Here is a 16,517-nt window from a genome sequence, read left to right on the forward strand (position 1 = left end):
GCCATGAAATCAACCGATTTTGAAATACGCACGGCAGGCATCACCGCTGATGAAAAAAAACTAATGGGCTATGCGGTTAAATGGAATAGCCGTTCACAACTGTTGTGGGGTGAATTTATTGAAACCTTTGCCCCCTATGCGTTTAAAAACAGTCTGGGAAAAGGAACAGATGTAAGGTGTCTGTTTGAACATGACGTAACTAATCTATTAGGGCGTACCGCGTCGAGTACGTTACAACTGGCTGAAGATGAAACGGGGTTACGGTTTGCGCTTACCCCGCCTGATACCCAATTAGGCCGAGATGTTCTAACACTGGTTGAACGGGGGGATATATCCGGTATGAGCTTTGCGTTTAGGACGATAAAAGACCATTGGGAAATTGGTGAAAAGCCTTATCTCAGAACGGTTATTGAGGCTGAATTGCTAGAAATCACGATCACCAGTTTACCCGCTTACCCTGAAAGTGGTGTCGAAATTGCCAAGCGTTCACTCAATGCTAATCGCTCCAAACCCACGCATTTGTACAATCGGTGGCTACAATTATCTGAGGTGGAATAATGTGGCCATTCAGACATAAAAAGGCAGAAGAACGCAGCCTTAGTATTGATGAGTTCCTGTCACTGGCTGGCATTCCTAACAGTCGGTCAGGCGAATATGTCTCACCGATAACCGCAGAAGGCTTACCCGCTGTTATCAATGCCGTTACGGTGATTAGTGAAGCGGTGGCGACGATGCCCTGTTTTTTATATCGGGTACACAATGATAAAGGTATGGAATCACGGGAATGGCTAAGTAACCACGTGGTAGATTATTTGCTCAATGAAAAACCAAATGATTGTCAAACACCTTTCCAGTTTAAACGAACCCTAATGCGCCATTGCTTACTCAATGGTAATGCCTATGCGCTTATCACATGGGGTAAAGACGGACAGCCCGCTTCATTACATCCTTATCCGCCGAGTGCGGTTGTACCTGAACGATTAAGTGAGCACCGTTACCGTTATACGATAACCGAGCCATACAGTGGTCAAGTCCGTATCTGTCTGCAAGAAGAAATCTTACATTTACGTTACGCCACGGATGATGGGTTTATGGGACGTTCACCGATTACGATTTGTCGGGAGACATTAGGTTTAGGACTAGCCCAACAGCGCCACGGCGCGAGTGTGATGAAAGATGGCATGATGGCAGCAGGGATTATTAAATCCAATGAGTGGCTGAATGATGCCAAAGGGCAAAAAAGCCCTTGACGCGCTTGAACGTTATCGAGGCGCAAAAAATGCGGGTAAAGTGCCAATCCTTGAAGGTGGAATGGGATATGAAAAATTAGGCATGAGTAATCAGGATGCAGAATGGTTAGCTTCCCGCCGTTTTACGATAGAAGATATCGCCCGCATGTTCAATGTCAGCCCTATTTTTCTGCAAGAATATTCCAACAGTACCTACAGTAATTTTAGTGAAGCCAGCCGCGCGTTTTTAACCATTACCATGCGCCCTTGGTTAGCGAATTTCGAACAGCAAATCAAATCGGCACTACTACTTAATGTTCCGCAATCCGGTATGCGTTACCAAGTGGAATTTGACACCGCCGATTTACTCAGAGCCAACCCAAGAGAGCGTTTCTTAAGTTATGAAACGGCGATTAAATCCGGTGTGATGTGCCCCAATGAAGCCCGTGAACGGGAAGGCTTACCGCCTCGTGATGGCGGTGATGAATTTAGTCAGGCGTGGAAACAGCATATTGAGGTTAAGAAACATGCGGAGGACAACGCATGAGAGCAGGACGATTAAGACATCGTGTGACGATTCAGAAACAAGAGATTACATACGGTAATCTAGGTGACCAGCGAGTAACCTGGGTAGATGTTGAAGATGTCTGGGCAGAAGTAAAAGCGCTACGCGGTCAGGAGTTATTAACCTTTGGTACTCGCTATCCTCAAGCCATCGTCAAGATTTGGATGCGTTATCGTCCTGATATCACGATTGACAACGCCATTGTGTATAAAGGTGCTAATACACTGGGTTCTCGATTTGAGATAGCCGTTGTTTTATCCGATGCACGCCAATCAAGATTAGAATTGATTTGCAAGGGAGGAGGACGATTTGATTAATGTAAAAATCCCTTTAAATGAAATCAAACAGCATTGTCGATTAGAAGAGAGTTTTACGCTGGATGATAAATTATTAACCACGTATGCCGAAGCAGCACTTGAAGCCTGTCAACAACATATCGGCAAACGGTTTGATGAAGGATTGACATTCACGCCAGCAATTAAGGTTGGGTGTTTGCTCTATATCGGATTGCTCTATGAGAATCGGGAAATGGCAACAGATGTTGAGCTTAAAGAAGTCCCCTTTACGATTAAATCGTTATGGTCAGTGTATCGAGATATTGGAGTGTATTAAATGCCGTATCAACCATTAAAAAGATGTACAGAGCCAGGCTGTAGTACCCGAGTGAAATCGGGTAAGTGCGAGGCGCATAAACGAGCAGCCAGACGCAGAGTAGAAAAACAACGTGGAACGCATACCCAGCGTGGCTACTCCAGCCAATGGGCTAAATATCGTCTGATTTATTTGAAGGAGCATCCTCTTTGCGTGAAGTGCGAAAGTCAGGGGATATATACACCCGCTAAAATCGTTGACCATATCATCCCAATCGATGGAGATAGCGATGTACTGTTCTGGTGGCAAGATAACCATCAATCATTGTGTCAGGGATGTCATAACCGCAAAATTATTCAGCAAGATCCAATAACTAAAGCACAGCGTAAAGCTGGCATGTTCCGTGAGCAGGAAGAAAAAGCTGCTCATCGTAATGACTGGATACACGAGTATAACCTTAATGGACGAATATCAGATAAATCAATTGATTAAGGGATTACTTAGACATAGCCAAGGTTATCGACGCGTTAAGCCAAGCGCGAATAAATCCTACGTTAAACGATTGACTCAGCGTGACCGTGAGCTAATGGAATGTTTTAGGAATCAGCCTTGGAAGTAGGGGGTGGGGGAGTTAAATATGACAACCCCCTATTGCGCTGGGACCGCACGTCAATCGAATTTTTATGCGCGGTCATTTTTTTGAAAATAAAACAATAAGGAAAACAGTAGATTATGGCAAGAGCACCCAAAGCCCCTAGCTATCTTGATGAGATTGCTACTACAGAATGGAAAGCTAAGGCAAAATTCGTTGCAGAGCGTAACGACCTGAACCCCACTGATTGGAGTAGCTTTGAGCTGTATTGCGTCAACTATTCCATTTACCGAAAAGCCGTTGCAGACCTCGCAGAACGCGGATTTAGTATCGCCAACAGTCAGGGAAGCGAAAGTAGGAACCCCGCATTAAGCGCCAAAGCTGAGGCAGAAAAAACCATGATAAAAATGGCCTCCCTATTAGGTTTTGACCCCGTATCACGTCGCCGTAATCCGGTAGAAATGCAAGAAGAAGATGAACTTGACCGATTGGCATCAATACGCTGAGCGCGTCAGAAATAGCGATATTCCGGCCTGTAAGCGCTTAAAACAGGCGGTTAATCGTTATTTTAATGACCGCAATAATCCCGTTTATACCTTCGATACGCCAACGGTAGCACGTTTTATCGCTTTTTCCCGTCTCTGCCCCCATGTAAAAGGACATCTTCGAGGTAAGCCCATTCAATTAGAACCTTGGCAGCAATTTGCTATAGCGAATATTTTAGGATTCAAAGAAGTTAGCACGGGAAGAAGAAAATATCGTAGTGCGTATATCCAAGTGCCAAGAAAGAACGCTAAGTCTACATTGGCTGCAATACTGGCTAATTGGTTTTTAATCATGGAAGGGGGGCAACAGGATATTTATACGGCAGCCGTGAGTCGAGACCAGGCACGCATTGTTTTTGATGATGCCCGTCAGATGTGTTTGCTATCCCCTAGCCTAAAGAAACGGCTGACTATCCAGCAACATAAAATAATTTATCCTAAAAATAACAGTTTGCTAAAGCCGCTTGCTGCCAAAGCTGCCACCATTGAGGGCACTAATCCGAGTCTGGCGATCGTCGATGAGTACCATCTACACCCTGATAATGCGGTTTATTCCGCGCTTGAGTTAGGGATGGGGGCACGCCCTGAAGCACTACTTTTTGCCATTACCACCGCAGGGAGCAATGTTATTTCAGCCTGTAAACAGCACTATGATTATTGTTGTCAGATATTGGACGGTGAAGCGCAGAATGAATCACTCTTTGCCCTGATTTATGAACTAGACGAAGACGGTGAGCTTGATGATGAGCATAACTGGGTTAAAGCCAATCCTAATCTTAATGTCTCTGTAGAAAGTCATGCCCTGAACGATACGATTAAAAAAGCAAGGGGAATTCCCTCACAATGGACAGAGATGTTAACCAAACGATTTAATATCTGGTGTCAGGGTCAAACGCCGTGGATGGGTGAAGGGGCTTGGGCTGCCTGTCAACGGGACTACAAGGAAACGGATTTAAAGGGACAAACCTGTTATGCAGGGATGGATTTATCCTCAACAAACGATATTACTAGCGTCTGTTATACCTTCCCACAAGAGAATGCGCTCTTGCTATTGAGCCGTCACTATATCCCCGAAGCGCAATTACAGAGTCCAGCGAATAAAAATAGAGCAATCTATCATCAATGGGTGCGGTTAGGCTGGCTGAGAACCACCAAAGGCGATTGTATTGATTATGACCGTATCAGAGATGATATTCTCAAAGACAGTGAGCAGTTTGAGATTAAGCTCATTGGCTTTGATACGTGGAATGCGACTCATCTTAGAACGCAATTACAGGGTGCAGGTTTAGATGTTGAACCCTTCCCACAAACCTATATGCGTTTAAGCCCTGTCGCCAAGTCAGCAGAAGTGTTTGTTAATCGTCAGAATATCCACCATAACGGCGACCCTGTTTTAACATGGGCGATCGCAAATGTAGTGATGGAAACCGATGCAAACGCCAATATTAAACCGAACAAGAAGAAATCGGCTAATAAAATCGACCCGGCCTTAGCGTTTCTGATGAGTTTTGGCACATGGCAGATAGAGCATGAGGACTTTACCTTTAGTTTGACCGATGAGCAGAAACAACGATTAGCTTCATTTGATGGGGTGTAGCGGGTTTTTATTAGCGCCCCGGATAATCTTAAACAAATTTCTCTTCTGATTAAAACCTGTGTATTGCAATGTGTATTGCAGATAGCTATAAATAAATAATAAATATTCATTAACTTATTGATATATAGTTAAATTATAATTGTTTGTAATTTTATAACAAAGCACGCCAACGTTTGGGTGAGTGCAGAGTCAGCCTGGATGGATATGCTCAAATGGACAGATCTCTCTGCTGTCGCCCCAATGCACGAGCTAAAAACCTATCCGATGTGGGTCGGTGTTGATTTGGCTAACAAAATTGATATTTGTGCGGCCGTCAAAGTCTGGCAGGCAAACAATGGTCATGTTCATACTGATGCCAGGTTCTGGCTGCCAGAGGACAGGCTAGCGCGTTGTTCTCGACAAATTGCAGAACTCTATCGGAAATGGTCAGCGATGGGGGTATTAACCCTGACTGATGGTGAAGTGGTTGATCACAATCAAATCAAAGAGGAAATCATTACGTGGGTCTCAGGACAAACATTAAAAGAAATAGGATTTGATCCCTGGAGTGCAACGCAATTTGGCTTATCACTCGCAGAAGAAGGCCTACCACTGGTTGAAGTTTCTCAAACAGTCAGAAATCTGTCAGAAGCAATGAAAGCAGTGGAAGCATTGGTATACGCCGGGAAACTGCACCACAACCAACACCCAGTAATGAACTGGATGATGTCTAATGTGACGGTAAGACCTGACAAAAATGACAACATCTTCCCAAATAAGTCAACGGCGGAAGCTAAGATTGATGGCCCTTGTGCGCTTTTTACCGCAATGAGTCGATTATTAGTCAATGGGGGGAACCATCAACCTTCGCTTTCTGAAATTATTAGTTCCCACGGACTGAGATCGCTTTAAGGATCACACAATGATATTAACACTGCTTTCATTTATCACAGGCATTATTGGTGCCATTTTATTGGCTTTCGGTGCCTGGTTATTGCTGCCCGCCGCTGGTTTTATTGTTGGCGGTATTCTTTGTTTGCTGTGGTCATTTTTGGTTTCGTACATGATGAGTCGAAAAATCAAACAATAAGAGGCATTATGTTTTTTCCAGGACTTTTTAGCAAAAAAAGTGACATAACTTCACAGGAACTTGGTCATCTGATGGGGCTTTCTTACGATACTTACGCCGGTCGTAGAGTCAGTCCTAGGTTGGCTATGCAGCTAACCGCGGTATTTAGCTGTGTCAGAGTATTAGCAGAATCTGTCGGCATGCTGCCTTGTGCCCTGTATGAACGAACGGCACAATGCAATCAACGCGCCACGAAAGAAAGGCTTCATCAGCTATTATCAGCCAAACCAAATGGGTATATGACTTCACAAGAGTTTTGGGAATTATTAATAACGAGTTTGTGTCTGAGGGGCAATTTTTATGCCTATAAGGTTAAGGCCTTAGGCGAAGTGGTTGAATTACTTCCATTAAGTCCTGACAGTGTCGCACCAACGCTAAATCCTCAATGGGGTATTGAATATCAAGTCACGTTGCCAGATGGAACAAGCCGTATTCTGAGTCAGGATGAAATATGGCATGTTCGCATTTTTACATTGGATGGATTAATAGGGTTGAGTCCAATTGCGTATGCACGTCAAGCCATCGGTCTTGGACTAGCAACAGAAGAGCATGGCTCACGTCTATTTGGAAATGGGGCAGTGACAAGTGGGGTTTTACAAACGGAACAATATTTGACAGATGACGCTTATGAGCGATTAAAAAATGACTTTGAAGTCCGCCATCAAGGCCTTGAGAATGCCCATAAACCGATGATCCTTGAAATGGGATTGAAGTGGCAACAAATTAGTTTGTCAGCGGAAGATGCTCAGTTTTTGGAAACACGCAAGTTTCAACTGGAAGAAATCTGCCGTATTTTTCGCGTTCCGTTGCACATGGTGCAAAATACAGATAGAGCCACGTTTAATAATATTGAGAATCTGGGCATTGGTTTTATCAACTATTCGCTGGTTCCTTATCTAACGCGCATTGAACAGCGAATCAATATCGGGTTAATCGCTGAAAAAAAGCAGAAAAATTTTTATGCTAAGTTCAATACTGGGGCGTTATTACGTGGTGATATGAAATCACGGTTTGCAGCTTACGCAACGGGAATTAATTGGGGAATTTATTCCCCAAATGAATGCCGCGAACTGGAGGAGCTTAACCCTCGTGAAGGCGGTGATATTTATTTAACGCCGATGAATATGACAACAAAACCCAGTCTTACCGAGTTTAGCGAGGATAAATCGAATGACAATAATGATAAAACAGCGGTTTGATATGCCGCTGAGTCTAAAATCAGTGACTGAATCGGGTGAGTTTTCCGGCTATGGTTCTGTTTTTGGGGTAAAAGACAGTTTTGATGACATCGTAATGCGAGGCGCATTTGAAACATCACTAACGCATTGGCGATGTAAAAATAGTTTTCCTGCCCTTCTTTGGCAGCACCGCATGGATGAACCGATAGGGGTCTATACCGAAATGTGGGAGGATGAAAGAGGGTGTAGTGGTCTAATAAAACTGTAGAGATTTATAGCTTATAATTAAGCAAAATCTTATAGGTATAAATATGACCCGAAAAGTAAAAGTAACCTTTAGCGGAAAGCAAAAACTGGAATATGCAAAACTCATGGTTGAAGGTGGATATAGCAATATCCAAGTTGAAAAAATATCCGGTGCGGGTAAATCTGCCGTATCACGATGGAAGCAACAATATCTTGCCGAGTTAAATGGGAATACGCCTGTAAAATCAAAAGCGTTAACACCCGAGCAACAGCGCATACAAGAATTAGAAGTTCAACTTAAGCGTGCTCAGAGGGATAATGACATATTAAAAAAAGCCGCGGCTTACTTCATCCTCGACAATCAAAACTCAAAATCGTGAAGCAACTGAAAATCATGTACCCCAATTTTACGGTCACTGAGTTATGCCATCTTTTTGAAGTAAGCAGCAGTAGTTTTTATTATGAAACGAAAATACCGACAGTTGAAAATGAAAGACTGTGTGGCGAAATCAAACGTATTTTTTATACATCGGGTCAAATTTATGGCAAAAGACGTATTCAAGCCGAGTTAAAGGGTTTAGGGCACAAAATTGGCACTTATAAAATATCGAACATCATGAAATTAAATCAATTAGTTGCAATTAGACCAACGAAAAAGCACTACTATCACTCATCGGGTAACGAACATCGATATGCCCCTAATTTGCTTAAACGACAATTTTCCCCTGAACAGCATAATCACTATTATGTCGGGGATATCACGTATATTAGACATCACTATGGGTGGAGCTATTTAGCCTGTGTGTTGGATTTAGCCACCAAAGAAATTATTGGTTATGCCTTATCAACAAAACCGGATTCGAAATTAGTGAAAGAAGCCTTAGATAACGCAATTGAACGGCAATTACCGGATACGACAAGTTTGATGTTCCATTCAGATCAAGGTTGCCAATATTCATCGGAGGAGTTTAGGGCGCACCTCTTTGAACGGAAAATAACTCAAAGCATGAGTCGGCGAGGTAATTGCCTCGATAATGCCGTGATGGAAAGATTTTTTAGGAGTTTAAAGACAGAAAGACTTAACCGTTTATCGTTTATGAATCATCAATCTGTTGTCTGTGAAGTTGAAAATTATATTCAGTTTTACAATTATTATCGACGCCATTCAACGATTGGTTATTTAACGCCACATCAAAAATATCATGAACTAAAAAATGCCGCTTAGATCTTCTACAGAATTTGTTGACCATTACAATAGTTTACCGGGTGATATTTTAGAAGAAATCGACAAAAAAATTAACGACACAGAAGCGATTAAGCAGTTAAAGAAAGGAATAGACAGCAGCACGGAAGCGATACTGGAAAACGCGAAGGGACTCAACGGCAATACGCAGTATTTCATGCGTCAAAACGGCAAGATGAAGGCGGAAATTGTCAGGGTTGATAATTATGTGGTAACAGAGACCAAAGCTTTAGCCGAGTCTATCCATCAGGTCAGAGCGACAGCGGATAAGTCATGGGCAGCGGCGCAGAACTCGCTACAAGCCAAATATGACATGAAAAAGGGTGAGGCTTCTGCCACCTGGACATCGTTAGTCAAGATTGTTTATGACGGCGTCTCTTATGATGCAGGAATGGTCATTGGTGCGGAGCTTAAAAACGGCAAAGTCAGTACGCAAATTGGCTTTAGTGCCCAAACTTTCATCGTCTACAATCCGGCTAATGGCAAGATGGAGCCTGTTTTTGCTATTAGAAATGGGCAGGTTTTTTTACGCACAATATTTATTGATAAAGGAACGATTGAAGAATTATTAATCGGCTCTGTTATTCAGTCAAAAAATTATCAGGCGGGAGACACCGGTTTCAAGATAGATGGTGAAACCGGTATCGCAGAGTTTAATCGCTTACTCATTAATAAAGACTTTAAAATCATGGGAGATGCCTCAAAAATTGTGTTAGATAATACCGGGCTTGCCGTTTATCCCGCTTCTGGTGGGGTAATAAAACTAGGCAGGAGGCCATAATGTCAGATTACGGTTTGTTTGTTGATTTGAATGACGGTTTTAAAACCTTTGAAATAACCAGTAAAAGTCGAATACTGACAAAACTTTTAAGTACAAATAACCACGATCTAAAAAAAAGAGATCATAGCTTCACCATTCCTGAAGCAGATAAATATAATCTAATAATCGTCCCTAAAGTCATATCTAGACTTTATCAAGTATCCAGAAGTTATGCTGTACGTCAACTGAGACTTGAAAATATACGCGTTGAAGGAAATCAATTAAAGTGCAATTGGGATCGTTGGGGTATCCACTGGTTTTGGGGTGGCCCAGGAGGAGGGGTGTCAGATCGAGGAACATTTTTGTACGGTGAACAATACGAAAATGTGTATAAAATAGATGTTTATGGCTATCCAAAACAAGCAACTAGTGGTGATTATGGACTATTTATTGGTGGTTTAGGTAATGCAGTAGAAATCACTCAGCAATCAAAGTTAGGGTATTGTGTTTTTAGAAAGAAAATATCGATAAGTACTAATGGCACTTATAAAATCCCTAACACTGTTCCAAGTATTGGTAAAAGTCTAGTTTTTATTAGACCAACAAATCAAAATGCAGTTGTTTCTATCTCTAGAGACAATAAAAATATTTATAGCAATGTGCGAACAGATGTTTACGTACTCGTATTCACGACTGATTTTACACTATTGCCAGTTGATTACGGTCTTAATATTTACAATCAAAAAGGAACAGTGAGTTACTCATCTAATTATTTACCTTTTCTGGTTGGCGCTAATATAACATTAACCCAATGGGGAGTAACGGCGCCATTTGCACGCCCAATGTTACAAGCAAATGAATGTGCAGAAATGATAGATCGCGTCTATCAGGGCTGGACATATTGCAAAGCGGGCGGTTATCGTTTTCAAGGAAATACAATAACTATTCAGCAGGGAAGGAATTTAGAATGGGTGTTTGTAGATACATCAGCTATTGATGATATCACTTATAGCACGCCATCTTACGTTATCGACTTCGATCTTTATTTTTAGAGAAATTATATGATATATAACACAGGCACCGTAACCGTTGTGTCAGGCTCTTCTATTGTAAAAGGCACAGGCACAAAATGGAACAGTAATAATCCGTTGGTATCACCTGGCATGTTAATGCTGATTAAAAACGGCGATATTAACTATCCTTACATGATATTAACAGTTAACAGTGATACTGAATTAACGTTAGCAGATAAGCCGACTTTTAGCGCAACAGATACCCCTTACAGCATTAATCTCACTGAACCCAATAATAATTCTGATGCGGCAAGAGCACTGGTTGCAGCTAACACTTATATCCTTTACTTCCTGCAAAACATGGATACCTGGATGGGGGACAACGGTGTCGTTGAACTTACGCTACCCAGTGGCAAAACGGTTAAGTTAGAGTCGATTAAAGCACTGAAGGATATTGTTGAAGGCAAAGCAGATGCAAATGATATCGATAAAATCAAGGAAGCCGTAAAGGATAAAGCTGATGCTAAAACTGTCGGAGAAATAAGCGAAAAATTAGAAACAAAATTTGATAAAGCAAGCGTATTACAAACGACAGGCAATGCCACAGATAAAGTGATAAGCCAAAAAGCCTGTGACGAGTTCTATGCCAAGAAAGATTCCTGGGAAAATTTCACTGCTGGGCAGATAAATATAAAGAGTAACGGTAATTATACCAGCTTGACCCTTATCAAAGGTGATGGGAATAAACTGTTACTCGAAACTGCCCCTGGCGATGCCTATTTCGTGTATAGAGATGCTAAAAATAACAATAAAGCCGTTGTCACTATTCCATCAAATAAAAATGGCACACTGGCTTTAACTAATAATCCTACAGATATAACCGCACCTAAATTAGTAGTTAAGTCTCCTAGTACTCATGGATATATAGAATTAATCGCAGCTAATGGTAATACTTGGCGAATAGGTTCTAATAATAATGACCAACGTTCATATTTTGAAAAAGTTGGAAAATTTAATATTTATTTACCCGGAAAGGGCGGAACTATAGCTCTAACCTCTGATATTCCTAAAATGAGGGCAGATTCTAACGGATATTTTAAAAAATCATCACCAATCGTTAAAATTCATCCTGATGGGCATTTTGAAACTAACGACGAATCAGAAGGCGTCAACGTACAACGAACTGGAGCTGGAAAATATTTTATTTCCGGCGTCATGGGTTATAACGCAGACGGTGGATGGGGTATAAATAATGGGGTATCGGTGCCAAAAAATAGCAATGGTTTAGAGCTAATATATATCAAAGATAAAATCCTACCTGACGGCAATATTGAAATCCAAACCTTTCACCGACAGCACTCTCATTTGCCAGAAGAATTTCAGAATTTGAGAGTTAAAGAGATTATTGATGGAAAACCAACTTATTATATCGATGGTGAGCCGTGTGATATTCCGCCATCGACATGGCTAGATGTTAGGGTAGAGATGCCCGTTGATTCAATCTGGAATCAGCAACACGCGCAAAAAGAATAGCCCCACCATCATATTAGCAGCGTTGGAGGAAGTTGTTAACTATTAGTTGTTGGTTGCGGGTAAGTGGTTTTGTGTGAGATTGAGGTTTTGTACTTAGCGTTATGGCAAAGGTGGCGCGTAAAGGGTGAAAAATAAATTTGTACATGTATGTGTATATAAAAATAAAATAGATACATGAATTTTATTTAACTTATTGATTAAAATGTATTATCTGAAAAGATATTTATTAGTAATACAAATGAAAAAAACAAGATTTCAATAAATATCTGTTTATGTTTTAAGAATTCAGGTACGAACCAACGAATATCAAAGTGGGATTGTTTTTGGTTTATTTTAAGCCAATTGCCATTCCAACGTTGAAGAAAATCTTGTTTCTGCCAAATTTCTGGAGGTTTATTGCCAGCAGATTGTATTAATACTTGTTCATCATTATAACTGGCTAATATATATGGAACATTATCATAAATAATGGCAGGTAAAATCAGACGCGATAACTCTTTTTTATGGCAGCGTTTTTCTTTTATGATAATTTGATACATTTGTTGAATTTTTTTTGTGCAATCAACAAAATTATCATTTTGAGTTATTTCTTTATTATATTCATTAATATTTATTTTATTATTTAGTCTTATGATAATAGAAATTAATTCAAGCGTTTTTTTATTATTTTCATCCATAGTCAATAGCCATAAATTAAAATATAAAGCCATTTAAATATATTTAATATTAATAAAATGCTTTATTATATTACTTAGTTAGAAAGTTTATTCTATCGACTTATTTTTTTATGAAAAGTGTTAAAAAAGGATCTTACTGTTTTTAAGACTAGTTATATTTTTAAATTGAAATAAAGTTATTATCTGTTTCAAATTAGTTTATGAACAAGATAAAAAGAGCAATATTAGGGTATGCGATTTATTGTTTATCAGCTGGAATAGCCAGAAAGCGATGAATAGCTCGGATGACTGCTGCTGGATTTTCAGCATGTACCCAGTGACCGCTTCCTAAAATAATCTGGCCTTGAGCTTGCGGAAATTGAGTAATAATATCTTTGCGATAATTTTCGCTAATGTAATCAGAACGGCTGCCACTGATAAAGAGTGCAGGATGAGGCCAGGATGGAATCGTTTTCCAACCCATCAATTGGTTATATTCTTTTTTTAAAATAGGTAAATTAAATTTCCATTTGCCTTTATCAAATGATTTTAGTAAAAATTGAATTTCACTTTCTTCAGTTAACGTATTACGCATAATAACAGCAGCCTCCTGTCTGGAAGTTACGCCTGCTTGTGTTACTGCTTCTAAGGCAGAAAATATATTTTCATGACGATTAATTTGATAAGTGACTGGCGCAATATCAATAACCACAATTTTTTCTATTAATTGAGGCGCTATTGCCGTCATCGCCATGACAATTTTTCCGCCCATTGAGTGTCCAATAGCGATAATGCTTGTTTGCTTTAAATGAGTTAGCAGCGCTAAAACGTCTGTTGCCATTTCAGAATAGCGCATTGTTTCTGCCTGTGGCGAGCTACCATGATTGCGGATATCTAGTTGAATAACGGTGAAATGATTTTGTAAATTGCGAGCTAATACGCCTAAATTTTGCCAGTCACCAAACAAGCCATGGATGAGTACAATCGCAGCAGAAGAGATAGGCTTTTCTTGATGATGGATACGATAATTTAGCCAATTATTTAGCAACATAGTCATATTACATTTCATTAATCAATAGTTTGTATAATGACATGGATAGAGCGAGAAACCAATAATTATTAGCTTGGTCAGTATTAAAATTTAAGTTGATGTTGGTGAGTGAAAAGGGGAAGTGACACGAAAATATTTTGCTATTTATATGAATAATGTGATTAATCTCAGATATCAATAAAGATATTTTTGTTCTTAGTAAGCTAAAGTTATTAAGCTATTTCTATACAAATTGAGCATCAAGACGAAAACTTTTTTATGAATAGACTAAGTTAAGTAATTGAAATATTCATTGTTTTGTTTTTTAGGTTTATATCTTATAATTGGCAGATAATTTTAATTAAAACAGATTGAAATAACATGAAAACGATTGAAGTTGACGAAGAACTTTACCGCTATATCGCGAGTCATACCCAGCATATAGGTGAAAATGCATCGGTTATATTACGACGTCTGTTAGGGTTTGACGTTAGTCAGTCGCATATACCACTCTCGGTAACCGTAAGTAATATAGCGGCTGAAGTGAAAAAAAATAAATCAGTTTCTTCCTACGATGCAGCAAGTGTGATGCATGATTTATTGCTTTCTAACGATTATGCCACTAAAAGCAAAGCAATTGATCGCTTTATGCTTATTTTATCCACCCTATACAATTTAAACAAATCCGCTTTTGTGGCCGCAACAGAAGCAACCCATGGCAGAACGCGTATCTATTTTGCTAGCAATAAACAGACCTTATTAGCCAGTGGTAAGCAGACAAAACCTCGCCTAATACCTGATACGCCTTATTGGGTAATCACCAATACTAATACCAATCGTAAACGCAATATGATTGAACAAATTATGCAAGATATGAAGTTTCCTGTTGAATTGGTTGAGAAAGTGTGTGGTACGATTTAAACAAATATTATTGGTCACTTAGTGATTATGGCTATGTGTACCGCTGTCCCTTCGGAGAGAAATAAGTGGCATTGCATAAACGTGCTGGGCAATCTGCCCAACAAAGTGATTTAATTAATGTTGAACAATTGGTTGCACAATATTATTCGCTACAACCCCAAATTAAAAACCCGGCTCAAAGCGTTCAATTTGGTACATCAGGTCATCGTGGTAGTGCCTGTCGTAGTAGTTTTAATGAGCAACATATTTTAGCTATTACCCAAGCTATCGTAGAAGTTCGTCGATTAAATGGTATTACTGGCCCCTGTTTGGTAGGAAAAGATACTCATGCCTTATCTGCACCGGCTTTTATGACGGTTATTGAAGTCTTGATCGCGAATGGGGTTGATGTCATCGCGCAGCAAGACGACGGTTTTACACCAACACCGGCTATTTCTCACGCTATATTGGATTATAATCGCCAGCACGAAAAAAAAGCGGATGGTATTGTGATCACGCCTTCACATAATCCGCCAGAAGATGGTGGGATCAAATATAATCCGCCCCATGGTGGTCCAGCAGATGAACGGCTGACGGTTGAAATTGAGTGGCGAGCGAATCAATTCATTGCTAATCAATTAGCGGCTATCCAACGCATCAATTATCAAATTGCTATTAAAGATCCATACTACCAGCAACAAGATTTTGTTGAGCCTTATGTGGTTGCTTTGAGTGAAGTTATCGATATGGCTGCAATTAAAAAAGCCGGTTTAAAAATAGGTGTCGATCCATTAGGTGGTGCGGGAATAAATTATTGGAAACGTATTGCTGAATATTATCAACTGGATTTAGAGCTAGTTAATGAACAAATCGATCCAACATTTAGTTTTATGCCGTTAGATCACGATGGTGTGATCCGAATGGATTGTTCTTCGCCTTGGGCGATGAAAGGTTTATTGGATTTGCGCAATAAATTTGATTTAGCTTTTGCTAATGATCCTGATTATGATCGCCATGGAATTATAACGCCAGCGGGATTAATGAATCCAAATCATTATCTCGCTGTTGCTATCGATTATCTATTTCGTCATCGACCACAATGGCAAAAAGAGGTGGTGGTAGGCAAAACATTAGTTTCTAGTGCCATGATTGATCGTGTGGTAGCCGATTTAGGCCGTAAATTAATGGAAGTACCGGTTGGTTTCAAATGGTTTGTTGATGGGTTATATCAGGGTAAGTATGGCTTTGCGGGTGAAGAGAGTGCCGGTGCTGCTTTCCTACGATTTGATGGAACACCATGGACGACAGACAAAGATGGTATTATCCTCTGTTTGCTAGCCGCCGAAATAACCGCAGTGACCGGGAAAAATCCGCAGCAGTACTATCAAGAACTTGCTCATCGTTTTGGTGAACCTTGCTATAGTCGCATTCAAGCTAAAGCTAGCCATAAACAAAAACAGCGTTTAGCTAAACTGACCGCTGAAATGGTATCGGCAGATATGTTGGCGGGTGATCCGATTATTGCCCGATTAACCAAAGCGCCGGCTAATGGTGCGGCTATTGGTGGTTTAAAAGTCATAACGGATTATGGTTGGTTCACTGCGCGACCTTCAGGCACCGAAGAAGCTTATAAAATTTATTGTGAAAGTTTTCGTGGTAAGGAGCATCTTAAGTTGATTGAGCAGGAAGCTATTCAGATTGTTAATCAGGTTATTGCAGATTGAGTAGTTA

16 protein-coding genes and 3 pseudogenes are annotated in these 16,517 nt (G+C 40.2%); 17 read left to right on the forward strand and 2 right to left on the reverse strand.

Annotated elements, in window-relative coordinates; genetic code table 11:
• Window positions 1-3: 3 nt before the first annotated feature.
• The 15 genes and pseudogenes from ArsFIN_RS05575 (at window position 4) to ArsFIN_RS26950 (ending at window position 12,200) form a co-directional block, all read left to right on the forward strand.
• A complete protein-coding gene (locus tag ArsFIN_RS05575; protein WP_135677555.1) occupies window positions 4-558 on the forward strand; it encodes an HK97 family phage prohead protease in 555 nt (184 codons plus the stop codon).
• Window positions 558-1,776, forward strand: a pseudogene (locus ArsFIN_RS05580) (phage portal protein). Before ArsFIN_RS05575 ends, ArsFIN_RS05580 begins: the two are co-directional and overlap by 1 nt.
• Window positions 1,773-2,111: a phage head closure protein gene (locus ArsFIN_RS05585; protein ID WP_026824207.1), complete on the forward strand. Its 339-nt coding sequence runs from the start codon at window positions 1,773-1,775 to the stop codon at window positions 2,109-2,111. Before ArsFIN_RS05580 ends, ArsFIN_RS05585 begins: the two are co-directional and overlap by 4 nt.
• Window positions 2,107-2,406: a head-tail connector protein gene (locus tag ArsFIN_RS05590; protein WP_026824208.1), complete on the forward strand. Its 300-nt coding sequence runs from the start codon at window positions 2,107-2,109 to the stop codon at window positions 2,404-2,406. Before ArsFIN_RS05585 ends, ArsFIN_RS05590 begins: the two co-directional genes overlap by 5 nt.
• Entirely contained in the window at window positions 2,407-2,877 is a 471-nt protein-coding gene (locus ArsFIN_RS05595; RefSeq protein ID WP_135677488.1) for an HNH endonuclease, read from the forward strand.
• Between the two features lie 240 nt (window positions 2,878-3,117).
• Entirely contained in the window at window positions 3,118-3,483 is a 366-nt protein-coding gene (locus ArsFIN_RS05600) for a phage terminase small subunit P27 family (RefSeq protein ID WP_135677454.1), read from the forward strand.
• A complete protein-coding gene (locus ArsFIN_RS05605; RefSeq protein ID WP_135678158.1) occupies window positions 3,458-5,119 on the forward strand; it encodes a terminase large subunit in 1,662 nt (553 codons plus the stop codon). Before ArsFIN_RS05600 ends, ArsFIN_RS05605 begins: the two co-directional genes overlap by 26 nt.
• A 147-nt stretch (window positions 5,120-5,266) precedes the next feature.
• Window positions 5,267-6,010, forward strand: a pseudogene (locus tag ArsFIN_RS05610) (terminase TerL endonuclease subunit); the annotation flags it as partial.
• Window positions 6,011-6,020: 10 nt separating this feature from the next.
• On the forward strand, window positions 6,021-6,188 hold the full coding sequence (locus tag ArsFIN_RS26230) for a hypothetical protein (RefSeq protein ID WP_167876663.1): 168 nt from the start codon (window positions 6,021-6,023) through the stop codon (window positions 6,186-6,188).
• Window positions 6,189-6,196: 8 nt separating this feature from the next.
• Entirely contained in the window at window positions 6,197-7,426 is a 1,230-nt protein-coding gene (locus tag ArsFIN_RS05615) for a phage portal protein (protein WP_135677557.1), read from the forward strand.
• Window positions 7,404-7,649 (forward strand): annotated as a pseudogene (locus ArsFIN_RS05620) (HK97 family phage prohead protease); the annotation flags it as partial. The gene ArsFIN_RS05615 and the pseudogene ArsFIN_RS05620, both read left to right, overlap by 23 nt.
• 67 nt (window positions 7,650-7,716) lie before the next feature.
• Window positions 7,717-8,876, forward strand: a protein-coding gene (locus tag ArsFIN_RS05625; protein ID WP_135677559.1) for an IS3 family transposase whose coding sequence is annotated in 2 segments (ribosomal slippage) — window positions 7,717-7,996 and window positions 7,996-8,876 — 1,161 coding nt in all. Because the reading frame shifts where the segments join, the coding sequence is not laid out codon by codon here.
• Entirely contained in the window at window positions 8,866-9,675 is an 810-nt protein-coding gene (locus ArsFIN_RS05630; RefSeq protein ID WP_135677560.1) for a phage tail tip fiber protein, read from the forward strand. Before ArsFIN_RS05625 ends, ArsFIN_RS05630 begins: the two co-directional genes overlap by 11 nt.
• Window positions 9,675-10,706, forward strand: coding sequence for a DUF6453 family protein (locus tag ArsFIN_RS05635; protein WP_026824074.1), 1,032 nt, complete (start codon window positions 9,675-9,677; stop codon window positions 10,704-10,706). The genes ArsFIN_RS05630 and ArsFIN_RS05635 overlap by 1 nt, the downstream gene beginning before the upstream one ends.
• Window positions 10,707-10,715: 9 nt before the next feature.
• Entirely contained in the window at window positions 10,716-12,200 is a 1,485-nt protein-coding gene (locus ArsFIN_RS26950; RefSeq protein ID WP_210409099.1) for a phage tail fiber protein, read from the forward strand.
• A 197-nt stretch (window positions 12,201-12,397) separates the two neighbouring features.
• Here ArsFIN_RS26950 and ArsFIN_RS05645 read toward each other — a convergent pair whose 3' ends face one another.
• Together ArsFIN_RS05645 and ArsFIN_RS05650 are read right to left on the reverse strand one after the other, a co-directional pair.
• Window positions 12,398-12,877 (reverse strand): cysteine peptidase family C39 domain-containing protein, encoded by a 480-nt coding sequence (locus ArsFIN_RS05645; RefSeq protein ID WP_026822785.1) that lies wholly within the window; start codon window positions 12,875-12,877, stop codon window positions 12,398-12,400.
• A 238-nt stretch (window positions 12,878-13,115) separates the two neighbouring features.
• The gene (locus ArsFIN_RS05650) at window positions 13,116-13,907 is read right to left on the reverse strand and encodes an alpha/beta fold hydrolase (protein ID WP_026822784.1); all 792 of its coding nucleotides are present in this window, start codon (window positions 13,905-13,907) and stop codon (window positions 13,116-13,118) included.
• 360 nt (window positions 13,908-14,267) lie between these two features.
• On the opposite strand from ArsFIN_RS05650, the gene seqA reads away from it, so the two are divergent.
• Entirely contained in the window at window positions 14,268-14,807 is a 540-nt protein-coding gene (gene seqA, locus ArsFIN_RS05655; protein ID WP_026822783.1) for a replication initiation negative regulator SeqA, read from the forward strand.
• A gap of 65 nt (window positions 14,808-14,872) precedes the next feature.
• Window positions 14,873-16,510, forward strand: coding sequence for a phosphoglucomutase (alpha-D-glucose-1,6-bisphosphate-dependent) (gene pgm, locus ArsFIN_RS05660; RefSeq protein ID WP_026822782.1), 1,638 nt, complete (start codon window positions 14,873-14,875; stop codon window positions 16,508-16,510).
• The last annotated feature ends 7 nt before the right edge of the window (window positions 16,511-16,517 follow it).

Source organism: Arsenophonus nasoniae (assembly GCF_004768525.1).
GTDB classification, from domain to species: domain Bacteria; phylum Pseudomonadota; class Gammaproteobacteria; order Enterobacterales; family Enterobacteriaceae; genus Arsenophonus; species Arsenophonus nasoniae.

Coding starts and splice junctions, on each gene's coding strand:
- ArsFIN_RS26230 (WP_167876663.1), top strand. CDS start 6,021: ATGATATTAACACTGCTTTCATTTATCACAGGCATTATTGGTGCCATT.
- ArsFIN_RS05630 (WP_135677560.1), top strand. CDS start 8,866: ATGCCGCTTAGATCTTCTACAGAATTTGTTGACCATTACAATAGTTTA.
- seqA (WP_026822783.1), top strand. CDS start 14,268: ATGAAAACGATTGAAGTTGACGAAGAACTTTACCGCTATATCGCGAGT.
- ArsFIN_RS05650 (WP_026822784.1), bottom strand. CDS start 13,907: ATGTTGCTAAATAATTGGCTAAATTATCGTATCCATCATCAAGAAAAG.
- ArsFIN_RS05595 (WP_135677488.1), top strand. CDS start 2,407: ATGCCGTATCAACCATTAAAAAGATGTACAGAGCCAGGCTGTAGTACC.
- ArsFIN_RS05585 (WP_026824207.1), top strand. CDS start 1,773: ATGAGAGCAGGACGATTAAGACATCGTGTGACGATTCAGAAACAAGAG.
- ArsFIN_RS05635 (WP_026824074.1), top strand. CDS start 9,675: ATGTCAGATTACGGTTTGTTTGTTGATTTGAATGACGGTTTTAAAACC.
- ArsFIN_RS05575 (WP_135677555.1), top strand. CDS start 4: ATGAAATCAACCGATTTTGAAATACGCACGGCAGGCATCACCGCTGAT.
- ArsFIN_RS05645 (WP_026822785.1), bottom strand. CDS start 12,877: ATGGATGAAAATAATAAAAAAACGCTTGAATTAATTTCTATTATCATA.
- ArsFIN_RS26950 (WP_210409099.1), top strand. CDS start 10,716: ATGATATATAACACAGGCACCGTAACCGTTGTGTCAGGCTCTTCTATT.
- ArsFIN_RS05600 (WP_135677454.1), top strand. CDS start 3,118: ATGGCAAGAGCACCCAAAGCCCCTAGCTATCTTGATGAGATTGCTACT.
- ArsFIN_RS05615 (WP_135677557.1), top strand. CDS start 6,197: ATGTTTTTTCCAGGACTTTTTAGCAAAAAAAGTGACATAACTTCACAG.